Annotated in this window: 19 protein-coding genes; 2 read left to right on the top strand and 17 right to left on the bottom strand. The window is 62.1% G+C overall.

Annotated features, from left to right (window positions below):
- Positions 1 to 3: 3 nt before the first annotated feature.
- The 5 genes from ccmE to ccmA form a co-directional block, all read right to left on the bottom strand.
- On the bottom strand, positions 4 to 459 hold the full coding sequence (gene ccmE / locus GDV60_RS08595; protein ID WP_104911854.1) for a cytochrome c maturation protein CcmE: 456 nt from the start codon (positions 457 to 459) through the stop codon (positions 4 to 6).
- Entirely contained in the window at positions 456 to 632 is a 177-nt protein-coding gene (gene ccmD, locus GDV60_RS08590; RefSeq protein ID WP_029292593.1) for a heme exporter protein CcmD, read from the bottom strand. Before ccmD ends, ccmE begins: the two co-directional genes overlap by 4 nt.
- The gene (locus GDV60_RS08585; protein WP_029292590.1) at positions 629 to 1,384 is read right to left on the bottom strand and encodes a heme ABC transporter permease; all 756 of its coding nucleotides are present in this window, start codon (positions 1,382 to 1,384) and stop codon (positions 629 to 631) included. Before GDV60_RS08585 ends, ccmD begins: the two co-directional genes overlap by 4 nt.
- An 85-nt stretch (positions 1,385 to 1,469) precedes the next feature.
- The gene (gene ccmB, locus GDV60_RS08580; RefSeq protein WP_029292588.1) at positions 1,470 to 2,138 is read right to left on the bottom strand and encodes a heme exporter protein CcmB; all 669 of its coding nucleotides are present in this window, start codon (positions 2,136 to 2,138) and stop codon (positions 1,470 to 1,472) included.
- The gene (gene ccmA / locus GDV60_RS08575; RefSeq protein ID WP_029292586.1) at positions 2,135 to 2,770 is read right to left on the bottom strand and encodes a cytochrome c biogenesis heme-transporting ATPase CcmA; all 636 of its coding nucleotides are present in this window, start codon (positions 2,768 to 2,770) and stop codon (positions 2,135 to 2,137) included. Before ccmA ends, ccmB begins: the two co-directional genes overlap by 4 nt.
- Before the next feature lie 197 nt (positions 2,771 to 2,967).
- Between ccmA and GDV60_RS08570 the strand changes: the two genes are divergently transcribed.
- Entirely contained in the window at positions 2,968 to 4,545 is a 1,578-nt protein-coding gene (locus tag GDV60_RS08570) for a flagellar hook-length control protein FliK (RefSeq protein ID WP_104911852.1), read from the top strand.
- Positions 4,542 to 4,871, top strand: a complete 330-nt coding sequence (locus GDV60_RS08565; RefSeq protein ID WP_029292582.1) for an EscU/YscU/HrcU family type III secretion system export apparatus switch protein — start codon at positions 4,542 to 4,544, stop codon at positions 4,869 to 4,871. The genes GDV60_RS08570 and GDV60_RS08565 overlap by 4 nt, the downstream gene beginning before the upstream one ends.
- A 211-nt stretch (positions 4,872 to 5,082) precedes the next feature.
- Here the strand turns inward: GDV60_RS08565 and GDV60_RS08560 are convergent, their stop codons facing one another.
- From GDV60_RS08560 to fleN, 12 genes are all read right to left on the bottom strand, one after another.
- Complete coding sequence (locus GDV60_RS08560) at positions 5,083 to 5,475, bottom strand: DUF2802 domain-containing protein (RefSeq protein ID WP_104911851.1); 393 nt, start codon at positions 5,473 to 5,475, stop codon at positions 5,083 to 5,085.
- On the bottom strand, positions 5,476 to 5,961 hold the full coding sequence (locus tag GDV60_RS08555; RefSeq protein WP_029292578.1) for a chemotaxis protein CheW: 486 nt from the start codon (positions 5,959 to 5,961) through the stop codon (positions 5,476 to 5,478).
- A gap of 75 nt (positions 5,962 to 6,036) precedes the next feature.
- Entirely contained in the window at positions 6,037 to 6,837 is an 801-nt protein-coding gene (locus GDV60_RS08550; RefSeq protein WP_133714232.1) for a CheW domain-containing protein, read from the bottom strand.
- An 84-nt stretch (positions 6,838 to 6,921) separates the two neighbouring features.
- Positions 6,922 to 7,710, bottom strand: a complete 789-nt coding sequence (locus GDV60_RS08545) for a ParA family protein (protein ID WP_133714231.1) — start codon at positions 7,708 to 7,710, stop codon at positions 6,922 to 6,924.
- A gap of 51 nt (positions 7,711 to 7,761) precedes the next feature.
- Positions 7,762 to 8,649, bottom strand: a complete 888-nt coding sequence (gene motD, locus GDV60_RS08540; RefSeq protein WP_029292572.1) for a flagellar motor protein MotD — start codon at positions 8,647 to 8,649, stop codon at positions 7,762 to 7,764.
- A gap of 145 nt (positions 8,650 to 8,794) precedes the next feature.
- Positions 8,795 to 9,535, bottom strand: coding sequence for a flagellar motor protein (locus GDV60_RS08535; protein ID WP_029292570.1), 741 nt, complete (start codon positions 9,533 to 9,535; stop codon positions 8,795 to 8,797).
- Complete coding sequence (locus GDV60_RS08530; protein ID WP_029292568.1) at positions 9,535 to 10,656, bottom strand: chemotaxis response regulator protein-glutamate methylesterase; 1,122 nt, start codon at positions 10,654 to 10,656, stop codon at positions 9,535 to 9,537. The genes GDV60_RS08535 and GDV60_RS08530 overlap by 1 nt, the downstream gene beginning before the upstream one ends.
- Positions 10,657 to 10,705: 49 nt before the next feature.
- Positions 10,706 to 12,913 carry a chemotaxis protein CheA gene (locus GDV60_RS08525; protein WP_159906866.1) on the bottom strand — a complete coding sequence of 736 codons (2,208 nt, stop codon included), beginning with the start codon at positions 12,911 to 12,913 and terminating at the stop codon, positions 10,706 to 10,708.
- A 276-nt stretch (positions 12,914 to 13,189) separates the two neighbouring features.
- Positions 13,190 to 13,978 carry a protein phosphatase CheZ gene (locus tag GDV60_RS08520; RefSeq protein WP_029292564.1) on the bottom strand — a complete coding sequence of 263 codons (789 nt, stop codon included), beginning with the start codon at positions 13,976 to 13,978 and terminating at the stop codon, positions 13,190 to 13,192.
- 18 nt (positions 13,979 to 13,996) lie between these two features.
- On the bottom strand, positions 13,997 to 14,371 hold the full coding sequence (locus tag GDV60_RS08515) for a chemotaxis response regulator CheY (protein WP_162473193.1): 375 nt from the start codon (positions 14,369 to 14,371) through the stop codon (positions 13,997 to 13,999).
- A 168-nt stretch (positions 14,372 to 14,539) separates the two neighbouring features.
- Positions 14,540 to 15,280 (bottom strand): RNA polymerase sigma factor FliA, encoded by a 741-nt coding sequence (gene fliA, locus GDV60_RS08510; RefSeq protein WP_029292560.1) that lies wholly within the window; start codon positions 15,278 to 15,280, stop codon positions 14,540 to 14,542.
- Positions 15,277 to 16,110, bottom strand: coding sequence for a flagellar synthesis regulator FleN (gene fleN, locus GDV60_RS08505; RefSeq protein WP_003192912.1), 834 nt, complete (start codon positions 16,108 to 16,110; stop codon positions 15,277 to 15,279). The genes fliA and fleN overlap by 4 nt, the downstream gene beginning before the upstream one ends.
- Positions 16,111 to 16,188: the final 78 nt, after the last annotated feature.

The following is a 16,188-nucleotide window of genomic DNA, read 5'->3' as shown; positions in this document are numbered from 1 at the left end:
TGCTTAACCCTCCTTGGCTGGGGTTGGCGCGGATTGGCCGCTTTCTTTCAGGGCCTTGGTCACTTCCGGCGGCATGTATTTTTCATCGTGCTTGGCCAGCACTTCGTCGGCCACCACCACGCCCTGGGCGTTGATCTTGCCGAGGGCCACGATGCCCTGCCCTTCGCGGAACAGGTCCGGGAGGATGCCACGGTAGGTGATGGTCACGGATTTGTTGAAGTCGGTGACCACGAAGGTCACGTCCAGCGAGTCGCCGGAACGCTTCAGGGAGCCGGCCTCGACCATGCCACCGGCACGGATGCGCGTGTCTTGCGGCGCTTCACCATTGGCGATCTGGGTCGGGGTATAGAACAGGTTGATGTTCTGCTGCAAGGCGCTCAAGGCCAGGCCTACGGCAACGCCGACGCCCACCAGGATGGCAAGGATGATCAACAGACGCTTTCTACGCAGCGGATTCACTTATCGGTCTCCCGGCGCAGACGACGCGCCTCTTGTTGCAGGTAACGCTTGCGGGCCAGGATCGGCGCAACGACGTTGAGGGCCAGGACTGCCAGGCTGATGCCATAAGCGGTCCAGACGTACAGGCCGTGGTGGCCCATGGCGAGAAAATCACTGAAAGAGGCGAAACTCATCCACGGGCTCCCAGGCTGTTTTGCACTTCGACCTTGACCCAACTGGCGCGGGCTTCACGCTTGAGCACTTCGAGGCGCATGCGCATCAGCAGCACCGCGCCGAAAAAGCAGTAGAAGCCCAGGACCATCAGCAGCAGCGGCGCCCACATTTCCACGGGCATCGCCGGTTTTTCGGTGAGGGTGAAGGTGGCGCCCTGGTGCAGGGTGTTCCACCACTCCACGGAGTACTTGATGATCGGGATATTGATCACGCCGACAATCGCCAGCACCGCGCAGGCCTTAGCGGCACTCTCACGATTGCTGATCGCGTTGCCCAGGGCAATCAGACCGAAGTACAGAAACAGCAGGATCAACATGGACGTTAGTCGCGCATCCCAGACCCACCACGAACCCCAGGTCGGCTTGCCCCAGATCGCCCCGGTCAGCAATGCAACCGCGGTCATCCAGGCACCGATGGGCGCGGCGCATTGCAGGGCGACGTCGGCCAGCTTCATCTTCCACACCAGGCCGACGATGCCGCACACCGCCAGCATCACGTAGCAGGACTGGGCCAGCAGCGCGGCGGGAACGTGGATATAGATGATGCGAAAGCTATTGCCCTGCTGGTAGTCCGGCGGCGCGAAGGCCAGGCCCCAGACCAGGCCGATACCGATCAGCAGGAAGGCGGCGACGGCGAGCCAGGGCAGCATTTTGCCGCTGATGCCATAGAACCACTTGGGCGAGCCGAGCTTGTGAAACCAGGTCCAGTTCATTGCTGTTTCCATCACGGTTGCTTCTTGTCGTTGCAAGAAGCTTAGGGTCTTTACTGACTCAGTGAAAACACTGGGTCAGACCTCATTATTCGCCGACGCTGATCTTCAGGCCGGCCGCTATAGCAAAGGGTGTCAGGGTTACCGCCAGGGCGGTCAGGCTGCCAAGCCACAAGAGGTAACCGGTCGCCGGCATCCCCATGAGCGCGGCCTGCAAGGCGCCGCTGCCCAGGATCAACACCGGGATATACAAAGGCAAAATCAGCAAGGCCAGCAACAGCCCACCGCGCTTCAAGCCGACGGTCAGTGCCGCACCGACGGCCCCCAGCAGGCTCAGCACCGGGGTGCCTAGCAACAACGAGGCCAGCAACACCGGCAGGCATTCGGAAGGCAGTCCCAACATCATCGCCAGCAGCGGCGCGAGCAAGACCAGCGCCAGGCCGGAGAAGGCCCAGTGTGCCAGTACCTTGGCCAGTACCAGAAGAGGCAGGGGGTGCGACGAAAGGACCCACTGTTCGAGGGATCCATCTTCGAAATCACTGCGAAACAGCCCGTCCAGCGAGAGCAGGACGGACAAAAGTGCCGCTACCCACACCAGTCCCGGAGACAAGGTTTGCAACAGTTTAGTCTCGGGGCCGACCGCCAAAGGGAACAAGGCGATGACAATCGCAAAAAACACCAGCGGGTTGGCCAACTCGGCCGGGCGACGACACAGCAAGCGAGCTTCGCGGGCGACCAACAGGGCAAAGACACTCATACCGACCACCGCCCCAGGTCCAGGTCACGGTAGCCGGCGGGCATGCGGGTCAAGGTGTGATGGGTGGTGAGGACCACCATGCCACCCTGCTCGCAATGCCGGGCCAGGTGTTCTTCAAGCTGGGCCACGCCCTGTTTGTCGAGGGCAGTGAACGGTTCGTCGAGGATCCACAGCGGCGGGCCATCCAGGTACAGCCGGGCCAGGGCCACGCGGCGTTGCTGGCCGGCCGACAGGGTATGGCAGGGAACATCTTCGAAACCCTTCAGGCCCACGGCGGCCAGGGCCTGCCAGATGGACTCGCGCGTAGCCGGGTGATGCAGGGCGCTGAGCCAACTGAGGTTTTCTTCAGCCGTCAGCACATCCTTGATCCCGGCGGCGTGGCCGATCCACAGCAGGTTGCGCGCCAGCTCCGTGCGTTGTTCGTGCAGCGGTTTGCCGTTAAGGCGCACCTGCCCTGCCGTGGGCTGCATCAGACCGGCCAGCAGGCGCAGCAGGCTGGTCTTGCCGCTGCCGTTGGGCCCACTGATCTGCACCATATCGCCGCCCGCCAGACGCAGTTCGAGGTGTTCGAACAGCATCCGCAGGTCTCGCTCACAGGCAAGCGCAACGGCTTCAAGTAGTGGACTGGTCACAAGATCGCGGGCCTTTACGGTTCAAGTCGGCGGTGGAACGGCCGTTAAAGAGATGCACAATAACTGCATTGGCGGCCTGTTTTAGAGAGCTGGATCAATCAGTTGTGATGTTTTTGACCCGCTCTTTGAAGACGGGCGGCATTATACATGCGATGCCCTACTCTAAAGAGGGCAATTTCCTTGAGACGGCGGCCACGATGACCGGTGACATCAACCTTCCGACCCTCCCCCCAGCCCCGGCCACCGGGCCCAGGCCTGCGCCTGCAGTGGGCGAACTGCTGAAACTGCTGGAGCCCCAGACAGGCTTGATCGACGCCGGAAAAACCGTGAACGCCGAGGTGCTGGCGCTCAAGCAAGGCGGTGAAGCCTTTCAGCTACTGCTCAAGCTGACCCTCGAAGGTGGCCGCCAAACCCTGGTACAGGCCGCCAGCAGCCAGCCGCTGCCCCTGGGCAGCAACGTCGCGGTGAGCCAGACGGCGTCCGGCGACCTGGCCATCAGCCTGCAACAGGCCCTCAGCGCCAATGTCGCGGCCCTGACCCGTATCGACACCAATCAATTGCCGTTGGGCACCTTGCTGCAAGCCAAGGTCCTGACCTCGCAGATGCTGCCCCAGGGCGCCGGGCAACCGGCGCTGTACCGCTCGCTGGTGTCGGTGCTCAACAGCGCCTTGAGCGGCACCACCCTGACCCTGGAAAGCCCGCAACCGCTGCGCGTCGGCAGCTTGCTCAGCGCCGTGGTACAGGGCGCGCAGACTCTGGATTTCGTGCCCTTGAGCGGGCTGCGCGATCAACTGGCAGTCAGTCAGCAATTGGCGACTCAGCAAAGCCGCCAGGGCTCACTGGAAGGCCTGCTCAGCGCCCTGCAAAACCTGCCGCGCACTGCCGACCTGCCGGCGGATCTGCGCGCAGCGGTAGAGCGGGTGCTGGCCGGCATGCCCGACCTGGCCCAAGTCAGTAACCCCAAGGTGCTGGCGCAATTGCTGCACAACAGCGGCGCGCTGCTGGAAGCCAAGCTGCTGGCCGGGCAAAATCCGTTGGTCCCGCCTCTGGACATGAAGGGCAGCCTGCTGCGCCTGGTGGCCGAGCTGATGCCCGCCCTCCCCGCCAGCACCAATCTCAATGCCATCCTGGCCGCCAACACCCTGGCGCAGATGCTGCCCAGTTTTGTGCGTAGCCCCTTGGGCACCCTCGGCCAGATGGGCGCCCGCACCGCACCGGGCGGCTTCCCTTTGCCGGAGCGGCTGTTGCAGCGCCTGGAGGGTGAAAACAGCCTGGAAAACCTGCTGCGCCTGGCCGCCGGCGCCATCTCCCGTTTGCAGAGCCACCAATTGTCGAGCCTGGAACAGACCGGCACCACCGCCGACGGCCGCCTGCAAACCACCTGGCAGATGGAAATCCCCATGCGTACCCTGCAGGACATCGTGCCACTGCAGGTCAAATTCCAGCGCGAAGAACCGGCGCCGGACAAGGACGAGCCTGAACGCAAGATCGAACGCGACGCCAAAAAAATGCTCTGGCGCGTGGAGCTGGCGTTCGACATGGAGCCCCTGGGCCCGTTGCAGGTCCAGGCGCAACTGAGCGAAGGCAAACTCTCCAGCCAGTTGTGGGCCACCCGCCCGTTCACCGCCAGCCTGATCGAAAGCCACCTGGGTAGCCTGCGCGAACGCCTGGTGTCGTCGGGCCTCAACGTCGGCGACCTCGACTGCCACCTCGGCACCCCGCCCCGCGGGCCAAAGACCGGGCTGGAACAACGCTGGGTGGATGAAACCGCATGAAAAACCCCAACCCACCGCGCCAGGCCATCGCCCTCAAATACGACGGCAAAGCGGCTCCCGCCCTGACCGCAAAAGGCGACGACGCCCTGGCCGAAGCCATTCTGAAGTTGGCGCGGGAGCACGAAGTACCGATTTATGAAAATGCCGAGCTGGTGAAATTGCTGGCGCGCATGGAACTGGGGGACAGCATTCCCGAAGAGCTGTACCGGACCATCGCCGAGATCATTGCGTTTGCCTGGACGTTGAAGGGCAAATTCCCGGTGGGCTATGACCCGAATGCCGAGCCAGAGGAGCGGGATGTGACGGCGCGCGGGGATGATTACTGAAATCCCAAGGCTGTATGCCGACCCAAAATGTGGGAGCTAGCTATTGTGGCGAGCGGGCTTGCCCCGCGCTGGGCTGCGCAGCAGCCCCAAAACCAGCCTCCATGGTGTATCTGACACAATGCATTCGGCTTACTGGGGCTGCTGCGCAGCCCAGCGCGGGGCAAGCCCGCTCGCCACAACGGCCCGCTTCCACATGGGAACTGCGGCCAGTTCAGGTTTTGTGCAATTTGCTCATCAACTGCGCCTCGGCCTGGGTCAGGCCGCAGGATTGGGTCAGTTCGTCCACCGTGGCGCCCATGCCCACCAGCTTCGCCGCTTGGGCGAAGGACAGGTTGGCCGGGTCGCGCTGTTCCAGTGCCGACAGTTTGTCGGGCAACGGGGCGAGGATTGAACGCAGTTCATGCACGTCCTCCCCCACCCGCACGGCGCTTTGCTGGTAGTTGTCCACGCGCTTGGCGATCTCGCGCAGACGTTGATCGCGCACGGCGTCGCGCTCGGCCTGCTGCAGCACCAATTCGCGTTGTTGGCGCATATAACGCAGCAACACCACCAGGGTCCCGACCCACAGCAGGGCCAGGACGATTACCGCTACCTCAAGCATCAATCAGATGTTCTCCAGGTCCGACCACTCTTCTTCGCTCATCATCTTGTCCAGCTCAACCAGAATCAGCAGCTCGCCGTTCTTGTTGCATACGCCCTGGATAAACTTGGCCGACTCTTCGTTGCCGACATTCGGCGCAGTCTCGACTTCCGACTGACGCAGGTAAACCACTTCGGCCACGCTGTCGACCATGATCCCGACCACTTGCTTGTCGGCTTCGATGATGACGATACGGGTGTTGTCGTTGACTTCAGTCGGCATCAGGCCAAAGCGCTGGCGGGTGTCGATCACGGTCACGACGTTGCCGCGCAGGTTGATGATGCCCAGCACGTAGCTCGGCGCACCCGGCACTGGCGCGATTTCGGTGTAGCGCAGCACTTCCTGCACCCGCATCACGTTGATGCCGTAGGACTCGTTGTCCAGCTTGAAGGTCACCCATTGCAGAATCGGATCATCCAAACCCTGTGCGGACGCTGACGACTTGTTCATACCCCTGACCCCTTCAAATACCGTTGATAACGGCGTGTGTTCTTCTTTGGCAGCACCGTGGCGCTGCGCCTCTTATCAAGTACGTTTGTTACCTGGCAGATCCTTTACCGCGCCGCTGGCAATCAGCTCCGCCAATTCGGCGACATCCAGCAGCGCGCACATATGTTCAATCACCGTGCCCGCCAGCCATGGCCGCTGGCCACGGTGGCTGCGCCATTTGATTTCGTTGGGGTCCAGGCGCAGCGAACGGCTGACCTGATGCACCGCCAGCCCCCATTCGTAGCCCTGCACCGAAATCACGTATTGCAGGCCCTGGCGGAAATCATCGCGATAGCGGTCGGGCATCACCCAGCGCGCAGTGTCCAGCACCTTGAGGTTGCCGGCCTGGCTCGGCAGGATCCCGAGAAACCACTCCGGCTGACCGAACAACGGCGTCAGTTCCTGGCCTTCCAGGGAATAGATCGACCCCAGGCACACCAGCGGCACCGCCAGTGTCAGCCCGGCGACATCAAACAGCAGGCATTCGAACGACTCGGCAGCCCAGGCCGGTCGACCATCGGTTTCCACCGGTGGCGGGGTAATGCTCGGCGGCCGATGCACCTCGGCCACCGGCGGTACCAGCACCAGCGGTACAGGCTCAGGCGCGACCACAACGGCAACCGGCACCACCACCGCATCACGGGCCTGCTCTTCCAGGACCGCCAGTTGAAACTCATCCAGGCCGGCCTCAGCCTCGACCACAGGCACCGCCAGCGCTTCATCCAGCACCAGGATCGGCTCGGGCAGTACTTCCTCGGTCGCCTCTTGCAGCAGCGCGTCCAGGTAGGACTGCAGCGCCAGTTGCGGCCGGGTCTTGATATCGACAGGACGACTCATCTGTATGCCCACGCGCAAGCCCCGTTAACCGTGTATTCAAAGGTTATCGGCGCGATGCCCCGTGGACTTGAATTGAGGTTCATTTCACGCCACCTGCGCCACAAGTTGCTGGGCCAGCAGGTGCTTGAGCAAGGCGCGGTACGCCAGCACGCCACGGCTCTTGCCATCGAATTGCGACGGCGCCAGGCCCGCGCGGCTGGCGTCACGCAGGCGCGTATCCACCGGGATATAGCCTTGCCAGATGGTTTCCGGGTAAGCGTCGCGCAGTACGCGCAAGGTGCCCAGGGAAGCCTGGGTACGACGGTCGAACAGGGTCGGCACGATGCTGAACGGCAACGCCTGTTTGCGTGAGCGGTTGATCATGGTCAGGGTGCTGACCATGCGCTCCAGGCCCTTGACCGCCAGGTGTTCGGTCTGCACCGGGATCACCAGTTGCTGGCTGGCCGCCAGGGCATTGACCATCAGCACGCCGAGCAATGGCGGGCTGTCGATGATTGCGTAGTCGAAGTCCTGCCACAGTTGCGCCAGACTCTTGGCGATCACCAGGCCCAGGCCGCTCTGCCCCGGCGACTGGCGCTCAAGGGTGGCCAGGGCGGTGCTGGAGGGCAGCAGGGAAATCTTCTCGTTGCTGGTGGGCAACAGCAGTTGCCCGGGCAAGCCGGTGGGCACACTGCCCTTGTGCAGGAACAGGTCGAAGCAACTGTGCTCCAGGGCATCGGGGTCGTAGCCGAAATAGCTGGTCATCGAGCCGTGGGGATCCAGGTCGACAATGACCACACGCTTGCCCGCCTCGGCCAGCAGACCGGCTAAGGCGATGGAGGTGGTGGTCTTGCCGACTCCACCTTTTTGATTGGCAACTGCCCAGACTCTCATTCGGATTGTTCCTCCCGGCAGGCACTGGCTCGACCGAGAAATAGCACGAGGTTATAGAGCCGGTGACGGAGAATTGACGGCACTCTCCCGAACCGGCGGCTTTACGGGCGTCGGTGCAGTTTGTGTGCCAGCCCGCTTCATTGCAGCATCAGGTTGTGCATTGGCCGCGCCGGTGGCGGTCAGGCTGCGGCGCACATCCAGGTTGCGCGACACCACCAACACCACCCGACGGTTGCGCGCGCGGCCTTCGGCCGTCGCATTATTGGCCACGGGCTGGAATTCACCATACCCCACCGACGCCAGGCGCCCAGGGTTCACGCCCTGCATCGCCAGCATGCGCACGATGCTCGCCGAACGCGCCGACGACAGCTCCCAGTTAGTGGGAAATTGCGCGGTATGGATCGGTTGGTCATCGGTAAAACCTTCGACGTGGATCGGGTTGTCGAAGGGCTTGAGGATGGCCGCCACCTTATCGATGATGCTGAACGCAATATCACTGGGCAGCGCATCGGCGCTGGCGAACAGCAGACTGGAGTTGAGCTCGATCTCTACCCACAACTCGTTGCCGCGAATGGTCATCTGGTTGGAGCTGATCAGGTCGCCAAAGGCCGCACTGATATCGTCGGCGATGCTCTTGAGCGGATCGCTGCCGCCACTGATACCGGCGTCGGTCTCGTCGCTGTCCTTGACCAAGGGCTTGGCCGGGGTCATGGTCTTGGGCCGCTCATCGCCAATGGGAATCGGCTTGAGGGCCCGGTCGGAATCGGTAAAGACGCCCACCAGGGCTTCGGAGATGACTTTGTACTTGCCTTCGTTGATCGAAGAAATGGAGTACATCACCACGAAGAAGGCGAACAGCAAGGTGATGAAGTCGGCGTAGGACACCAGCCAGCGCTCATGGTTGACGTGCTCTTCAGGCTCGCGGCGGCGACGGCTCACAGGCAATACCCCTCACAACACACATCAACTGTAGGAGCGAGCTTGCTCGCGAAAATCGCGAACGATAACGCGGGGCTGCGGGTTAAACGCGGTGCTCTCGGGTTTTTCGCGAGCAAGCTCGCTCCTACAGGGAGGCGCATGCTCATCAATCCATGAAGCCCTGGAGCTTCAATTCGATGGAGCGCGGGTTCTCGCCCTCGGCAATCGACAGGATGCCCTCCAGGAGCATTTCCCGGTAGCGGGATTGGCGCATGGCAATGGATTTGAGCTTGCTGGCAATCGGCAGCAGCAACAGGTTGGCACTGGCCACGCCATAGATGGTGGCGACAAATGCCACGGCAATGCCGCTGCCCAGTTGCGAGGGGTCGGCCAGGTTGCCCATCACGTGGATCAGGCCCATGACCGCACCGATGATGCCGATGGTCGGCGCATAGCCGCCCATGCTTTCGAAAACTTTGGCCGCGTTGATATCGCGGCTTTCCTGGGTGTAGAAGTCCACTTCGAGGATGCTACGGATCGCTTCCGGCTCGGCGCCGTCGACCAGCAGCTGCAGACCTTTGCGCGCGTAGCTGTCGGGCTCGGCATCGGCCACGCCTTCAAGGCCGAGCAGGCCTTCCTTGCGGGCGGTGAGGCTCCAGTTGACCACGCGGTCGATACCGCCGGCCAGGTCCACGCGCGGCGGGAAAATGATCCACACCAGGATCTGCATGGCCCGCTTGAATGAGCTCAGGGGTGACTGCAACAGCGCCGCGCCGACGGTACCGCCGATCACGATCAGCGCTGCCGGGCCGTTGGCCAGGGCGCCAAGGTGGCCGCCTTCCAGGTAGTTGCCGCCAATAATGGCGACAAACGCCAGGAGTATCCCAACCAGGCTCAACACATCCATCAGTGACAGGCCTCCACCAGGTGCTTGCCGATGTCATCCAGGCTGTAGACCGCGTCGGCCAGGTCAGCCTTGACGATGGCCATGGGCATGCCATAGATCACGCAACTGGCTTCGTCCTGGGCCCAGATCGAGCTACCGCCCTGCTTGAGCAGGCGCGCGCCTTCACGACCGTCCGCGCCCATGCCGGTGAGGACCACCGCCAGAACTTTGTCACCGTAGGACTTGGCGGCCGAACCGAAGGTGATATCCACACACGGCTTGTAGTTCAGACGCTCATCACCCGGCAGGATTTTCACCGCGCCGCGACCGTCGACCATCATTTGCTTGCCACCGGGGGCCAGCAAGGCCAGGCCCGGGCGCAGGATATCGCCGTCTTCGGCTTCCTTGACGCTGATGCGGCACAGCTTGTCCAGGCGCTCGGCAAAGGCCTTGGTAAATGCGGCGGGCATGTGCTGGATCAGCACGATGGGCGCGGGGAAGTTGGCGGGCAATTGGGTCAGGACGCGCTGCAAGGCCACCGGGCCGCCGGTGGACGTACCGATCGCCACCAGTTTGTAGGCCTTGCGCTTGGGCGCAGGCGACGCAGGAGTTGGCGCCGCCGTGCGCGTCGGCGCCACGGCAGGCCGTGCCACTGGCGCGGGAGCCGGACGCCCGAAACTGCTGCTGGTCGGTGCAGGCGCCGCTACCGGGGCGGGAGCCACCGGGGCACGGAAGCTGCTGCGGTTGCTGCGCGAGATGCTGTGCACTTTCTCGCAGAGCATCTGCTTGACCTTCTCGGGGTTGCGCGAGATGTCTTCGAAATTCTTCGGCAGAAAGTCCACGGCGCCAGCGTCCAGCGCATCGAGGGTCACTCGGGCGCCTTCGTGGGTCAGCGACGAGAACATCAACACCGGGGTCGGGCAACGCTGCATGATGTGGCGCACGGCGGTGATGCCATCCATCATCGGCATCTCGTAGTCCATGGTGATCACGTCCGGCTTCAACGCCAGGGCCTGATCAATCGCCTCTTTGCCGTTGGTGGCCGTACCGACCACCTGGATGTTGGAATCCGCTGAAAGAATTTCCGAGACGCGGCGGCGGAAGAAACCCGAATCATCCACCACCAGAACCTTGACTACCATAACCACTCCGTTAGGCCGGGCGAGGGACAATCGCCCTGCCCGGGCCGAATCAAATACGCCGTGCGGCGTAACGCTTGAGCATGCTCGGAACATCGAGAATCAGCGCGATCCGACCGTCACCGGTAATGGTCGCACCCGACATGCCTGGCGTTCCTTGCAGCATCTTGCCCAATGGCTTGATGACCACTTCTTCCTGGCCAACCAGTTGATCGACGACAAAGCCGATACGCTGGGTGCCCACGGACAGGATCACCACGTGGCCTTCGCGCTGCTCTTCATGAGCGGCGGATGCCACCAGCCAACGCTTGAGGTAGAACAAAGGCAGGGCCTTGTCCCGCACGATCACCACTTCCTGGCCGTCGACCACATTGGTGCGCGACAGGTCGAGGTGGAAGATCTCGTTGACGTTGACCAGCGGGAAAGCGAACGCCTGGTTGCCCAGCATCACCATCAGGGTCGGCATGATCGCCAGGGTCAACGGCACCTTGATGACGATCTTCGAGCCCTGGCCCTTGGTCGAGTAAATATTGATCGAGCCGTTGAGCTGGCTGATCTTGGTCTTCACCACGTCCATGCCCACGCCACGGCCGGACACGTCGGAAATCTCGGTCTTGGTCGAGAAGCCCGGAGCAAAAATCAGGTTGTAGCACTCGGTATCGGTCAGGCGGTCGGCCGCGTCCTTGTCCATGACGCCGCGCTTGACCGCGATGCCGCGCAGGATATTGGAGTCCATGCCTTTGCCGTCATCGGTGATCGACAGCAGGATATGGTCGCCTTCCTGTTCGGCCGCCAGAATCACTTTGCCCAGGCGCGGCTTGCCGCTGGCTTCGCGCTCTTCCGGGGTTTCCACACCGTGGTCAACCGCGTTGCGCACCAAGTGGACCAGCGGGTCGGCCAGGGCCTCGACCAGGTTTTTGTCGAGGTCGGTTTCTTCGCCCACCAGTTCCAGGGCGATCTCTTTTTTCAACTGCCGGGCCAAGTCACGGACCAGGCGCGGGAAGCGCCCGAAGACCTTCTTGATCGGCTGCATGCGCGTCTTCATCACCGCGGTCTGCAGGTCGGCAGTGACCACGTCGAGGTTCGACACGGCCTTTTGCATGGCTTCGTCGCCACTGTTCAAGCCCAGGCGCACCAGGCGGTTACGCACCAGCACCAGTTCGCCGACCATGTTCATGATGTCGTCCAGGCGCGCGGTATCTACCCGCACGGTGGTTTCGGCTTCACTGGCCGGGGCTTTTTCGGCAGCGGCCGGCGCGCGGGCTGGCGCCGGGGCGGCGGCACGTGCTGGAGTCGGTGCAGCGGCCTTGGCGGCAGCGGGTGCCGGTTTGGCCACCGCTGCTGTAGCGGTCGCGGTGGCTGCGGCGGCAGGCGCCACTTCAGAGAACTTGCCCTTGCCGTGCAATTCGTCCAGCAGGGATTCGAATTCGTGGTCGGTGATCAGGCCATCCGCCGCCGGTGCGGCAGCAGGCGCCGCCGCAGCAGGTGCAGCCGCCGCAGCGACTGCGGGCAAGGCATCGGCAGCAAACGAGCCCTTGCCATGCAACTGATCGAGCAGCGCTTCAAATTCGTCGTCGGTGATATCGGTGCTGGCCGCTGGCGCAGCAGCCTCTACAGGCGGCGGTGTGGCCGCCACGGCGTCCGGCGCGAACTGGCCCTTGCCGTGCAACTGGTCGAGCAAGGACTCGAACTCGGCGTCGGTGATGTCTTCGCTGGTCGGCACCATGGCCGGCGCAGCCGCTGCCGGTGCTTCGGCCTCGGCCTTGACGGCATTGAGGGAGTCCAGCAGTTGTTCGAATTCGCTGTCGGTAACGTCGGGTTCGGCAACCGGTTCAGGCGCCGCTTCAACCACCGGGGCGGCGGCCAGGGCGGCAGGTTCTGCCAGGCGCGCCAGGGCGGCCAGCAGTTCCGGGGTGGCGGCAGTAATCGGTGCGCGTTCACGCACTTCATTGAACATGCCGTTGACCGCGTCCAGGGCTTCGAGGATCACGTCCATCAATTCCGAATCAACGTGCCGCTCACCCTTGCGCAGGATGTCGAACACGTTTTCGGCGATGTGGCAGCACTCCACCAGCTCATGGAGCTGGAGGAAGCCGGCGCCCCCTTTTACAGTGTGAAAACCGCGAAAAATTGCATTGAGCAGGTTCGCATCATCCGGTCGGCTTTCCAGCTCGACCAGTTGCTCGGACAACTGCTCTAGAATTTCGCCGGCCTCTACAAGGAAATCCTGAAGGATTTCTTCATCGGCGCCGAAGCTCATATACGTGCTCCTTTAGGTCCTGATAACGGCAAATGGCGGATCGCGTTGGAGCTGTGAGCGGGCCAGGCAAGGCGCGGAACGCAGGCAAGGGTTGTTTCCTTGTCAAGTTCCGCAACGCAGCATGGCGCGCTCACAGCTCCAACCCGGAGGGCCGCGCCCCGCAAGGCGCAATCCGTCGTTATTCGTCGTTCATTTGGAAAAACCAAACTTCTCTCCTCATGCCTAGTCTTGCGCCTTGCGGGGCGCGGCGCGACCGTCATTTGCCGTTATCAGGACCTAAAAGCCTAAACTGGACAGCAAATCGTCTACGTCATCTTGACCTGACATAACGTCTTCACGTTTATCGGCATGAATCTGCGGACCTTCACCCTTGGCGAGGTGTTTTTGTGGATCTTTTTCCGAGAGGATCGCTTCGCGGTCATGTTCGATGCCGGCAAAACGGTCGACCTGGCCAGCCATCAGCACCAGCTTGAGCAAGTTGCTTTCCACTTCAGTGACCAGCAGGGTCACGCGCTTGATCACCTGACCGGTGAGGTCCTGGTAATCCTGGGCCAGCAGAATGTCATTGAGGTTGCTGGAAACCGTACGGTTTTCCTGCTCGCTGCGTGACAGAAAACCTTCGACCCGACGCGCCAGGTCACGAAATTCTTCTGCGCCTACTTCGCGACGCATGAAGCGCCCCCAGTCAGCGCTCAACGCCTTGGCCTCATTGGCCATGCCGTTCACCAGAGGCGTGGCGTTTTCCACCAGGTCCATGGTGCGATTGGCTGCCGCCTCAGTCAGCCTGACCACATAGGACAGGCGTTCGGTGGCATCGGTGATCTGCGAGATTTCCTCGGCCTGGGGCATGTGCGGGTCGATCTGGAAATTGACGATCGCACTGTGCAACTCACGGGTGAGCTTGCCCACTTCCTGGTACAGGCCGCGGTCGCGGGTCTGGTTGAGCTCATGGATCAACTGCACCGCGTCGCCGAACTGGCCTTTTTCAAGGCTGTCGACCAACTGGTGAGCGTGTTTTTTCAAGGTCGACTCAAAGTCCCCCTGCGATGTTTCTTTATGCTCCATAGCTCCCCCGTGGCGACATCAACCGTGGATGCGTTCAAAGATCTTTTCGATCTTCTCTTTCAACGCCAATGCAGTGAATGGCTTGACCACGTAGCCGTTGACCCCAGCCTGGGCGGCTTCAATGATCTGTTCACGCTTGGCTTCGGCGGTCACCATCAACACCGGAAGATTGCGCAGTTTTTCATCGGCGCGCACATGGCGCAGCAGATCGATACCGGTCATGCCAGGCATGTTCCAGTCGGTTACCAGAAAGTCGATGCTCCCGCTGTTGAGGATCGGAATCGCCGTAATACCGTCATCCGCCTCGACCGTGTTAGTGAACCCAAGGTCACGCAACAGGTTTTTTATGATCCGCCGCATCGTTGAGAAGTCATCAACGATGAGGATTTTCATGTTCTTGTCCAATTCGACCTCCAAGCAGTCTTAAACGCGTCCAGCACCTGGGCGCGCCATATCATTCAACAGGCATTACACAAAAAGGACTGCCGGGGCGCACCACGAGCCGCTCCCGCCCGGCTTGCGCCCTGGCGGTTATCGCTCACAGTGTCCCCACACTGCCTGTCAGCGCGCTCGCCACTCTCCCAAACGCCCCCGCAAGCGGGCCGCGCATTGGCTATGTAGCTGGCTGACCCGCGATTCGCTGACCCCCAGGACCTCACCGATTTCCTTGAGGTTCAGCTCTTCGTCGTAGTACAGCGCCAACACCAGCCGCTCACGCTCCGGCAGGTTGGCAATCGCCTCTGCCAGGGCGCCCTGGAAGCGTTCATCTTCCAGGTCGCGTGAAGGCTCCTGGTGAGCGCTCGCGCCGTCCTCGTGCAGCCCTTCATGTTCGCCGTCCTGTAGCAGGTCGTCGAAACTGAACAGGCGGCTGCCCAAGGTATCGTTCAAAATCCCGTAGTAATCGTCGAGACTCAATTGGAGTTCGGCCGCAACTTCGTGATCTTTAGCGTCGCGACCGGTTTTTGCTTCAATTGAGCGAATTGCGTCACTCACCATCCGGGTATTGCGGTGGACCGAACGCGGCGCCCAATCACCTTTACGCACTTCATCGAGCATCGCGCCACGGATGCGGATACCCGCATACGTCTCGAAACTCGCACCCTTGCTCGCGTCGTACTTGGTCGACACTTCGAGCAGGCCGATCATCCCCGCCTGGATCAGGTCTTCGACCTGGACACTGGCGGGCAGGCGTGCCAGCAGGTGGTAGGCAATGCGCTTGACCAGAGGCGCATAGCGCTCGATCAATTCGCCCTGGCTGTCACGCGCTGATTTTTTGTAAAGGTTGTAGCCGCTGGCTGTCATAGCACCGGTCCTGCACTCGTCTGATGCACCAATCGCTCGACGAAAAACTCCAGATGCCCCCGGGGATTGGCGGGCAGTGGCCAGGTATCGACCTTCTGAGCAATTGCCTTGAACGCCAACGCGCATTTCGAACGAGGGAACGCTTCATAGACTGCACGCTGCTTTTGCACAGCCTTGCGCACACACTCGTCATAGGGAACTGCGCCGACGTATTGTAAGGCGACATCGAGGAAGCGATCTGTGACCTTGGTCAACTTGGCGAACAGGTTGCGCCCCTCTTGCGGGCTCTGGGCCATGTTGGCCAGCACGCGGAAGCGGTTCATGCCGTAGTCGCGGTTGAGCAGCTTGATCAGGGCGTAGGCGTCGGTGATCGAGGTGGGTTCGTCGCAGACCACCAGCAACACTTCCTGCGCGGCGCGTACGAAGCTGACCACCGACTCGCCGATCCCGGCGGCGGTGTCGATCACCAGCACGTCGAGGTTGTCGCCGATATCACTGAAGGCCTGGATCAGGCCGGCATGCTGCGCCGGGCTCAGATGCACCATGCTCTGGGTGCCGGAGGCGGCCGGGACGATACGAATCCCCCCTGGCCCCTGCAACAGCACGTCGCGCAGCTCACAGCGGCCCTCGATGACATCGGCCAGGGTGTGTTTGGGCGTCAGTCCCAGCAGAACGTCAACGTTCGCCAGGCCCAGGTCGGCATCCAGCAGCATGACGCGGCGGCCAAGCTCTGCCAGGGCCAGGGACAAATTCACTGACACGTTAGTTTTCCCGACGCCACCTTTGCCGCCGGTCACCGCGATCACCTGTACGGGATGCATGCTGCCCATGTTCTTTCTTTACCTTGTCTTGCTTAGCCGCAGGCTACATAGGGTGGCCGCGGTAGCAGACCATCGATGTAGGTACAT

The sequence above is a fragment of the Pseudomonas sp. DTU12.1 genome (assembly GCF_009873475.1).
Taxonomy (GTDB): domain Bacteria; phylum Pseudomonadota; class Gammaproteobacteria; order Pseudomonadales; family Pseudomonadaceae; genus Aquipseudomonas; species Aquipseudomonas proteolytica.
Note: the sequence above shows the minus strand (reverse complement) of the source record. Positions and strands in the feature narration are given on the sequence as shown.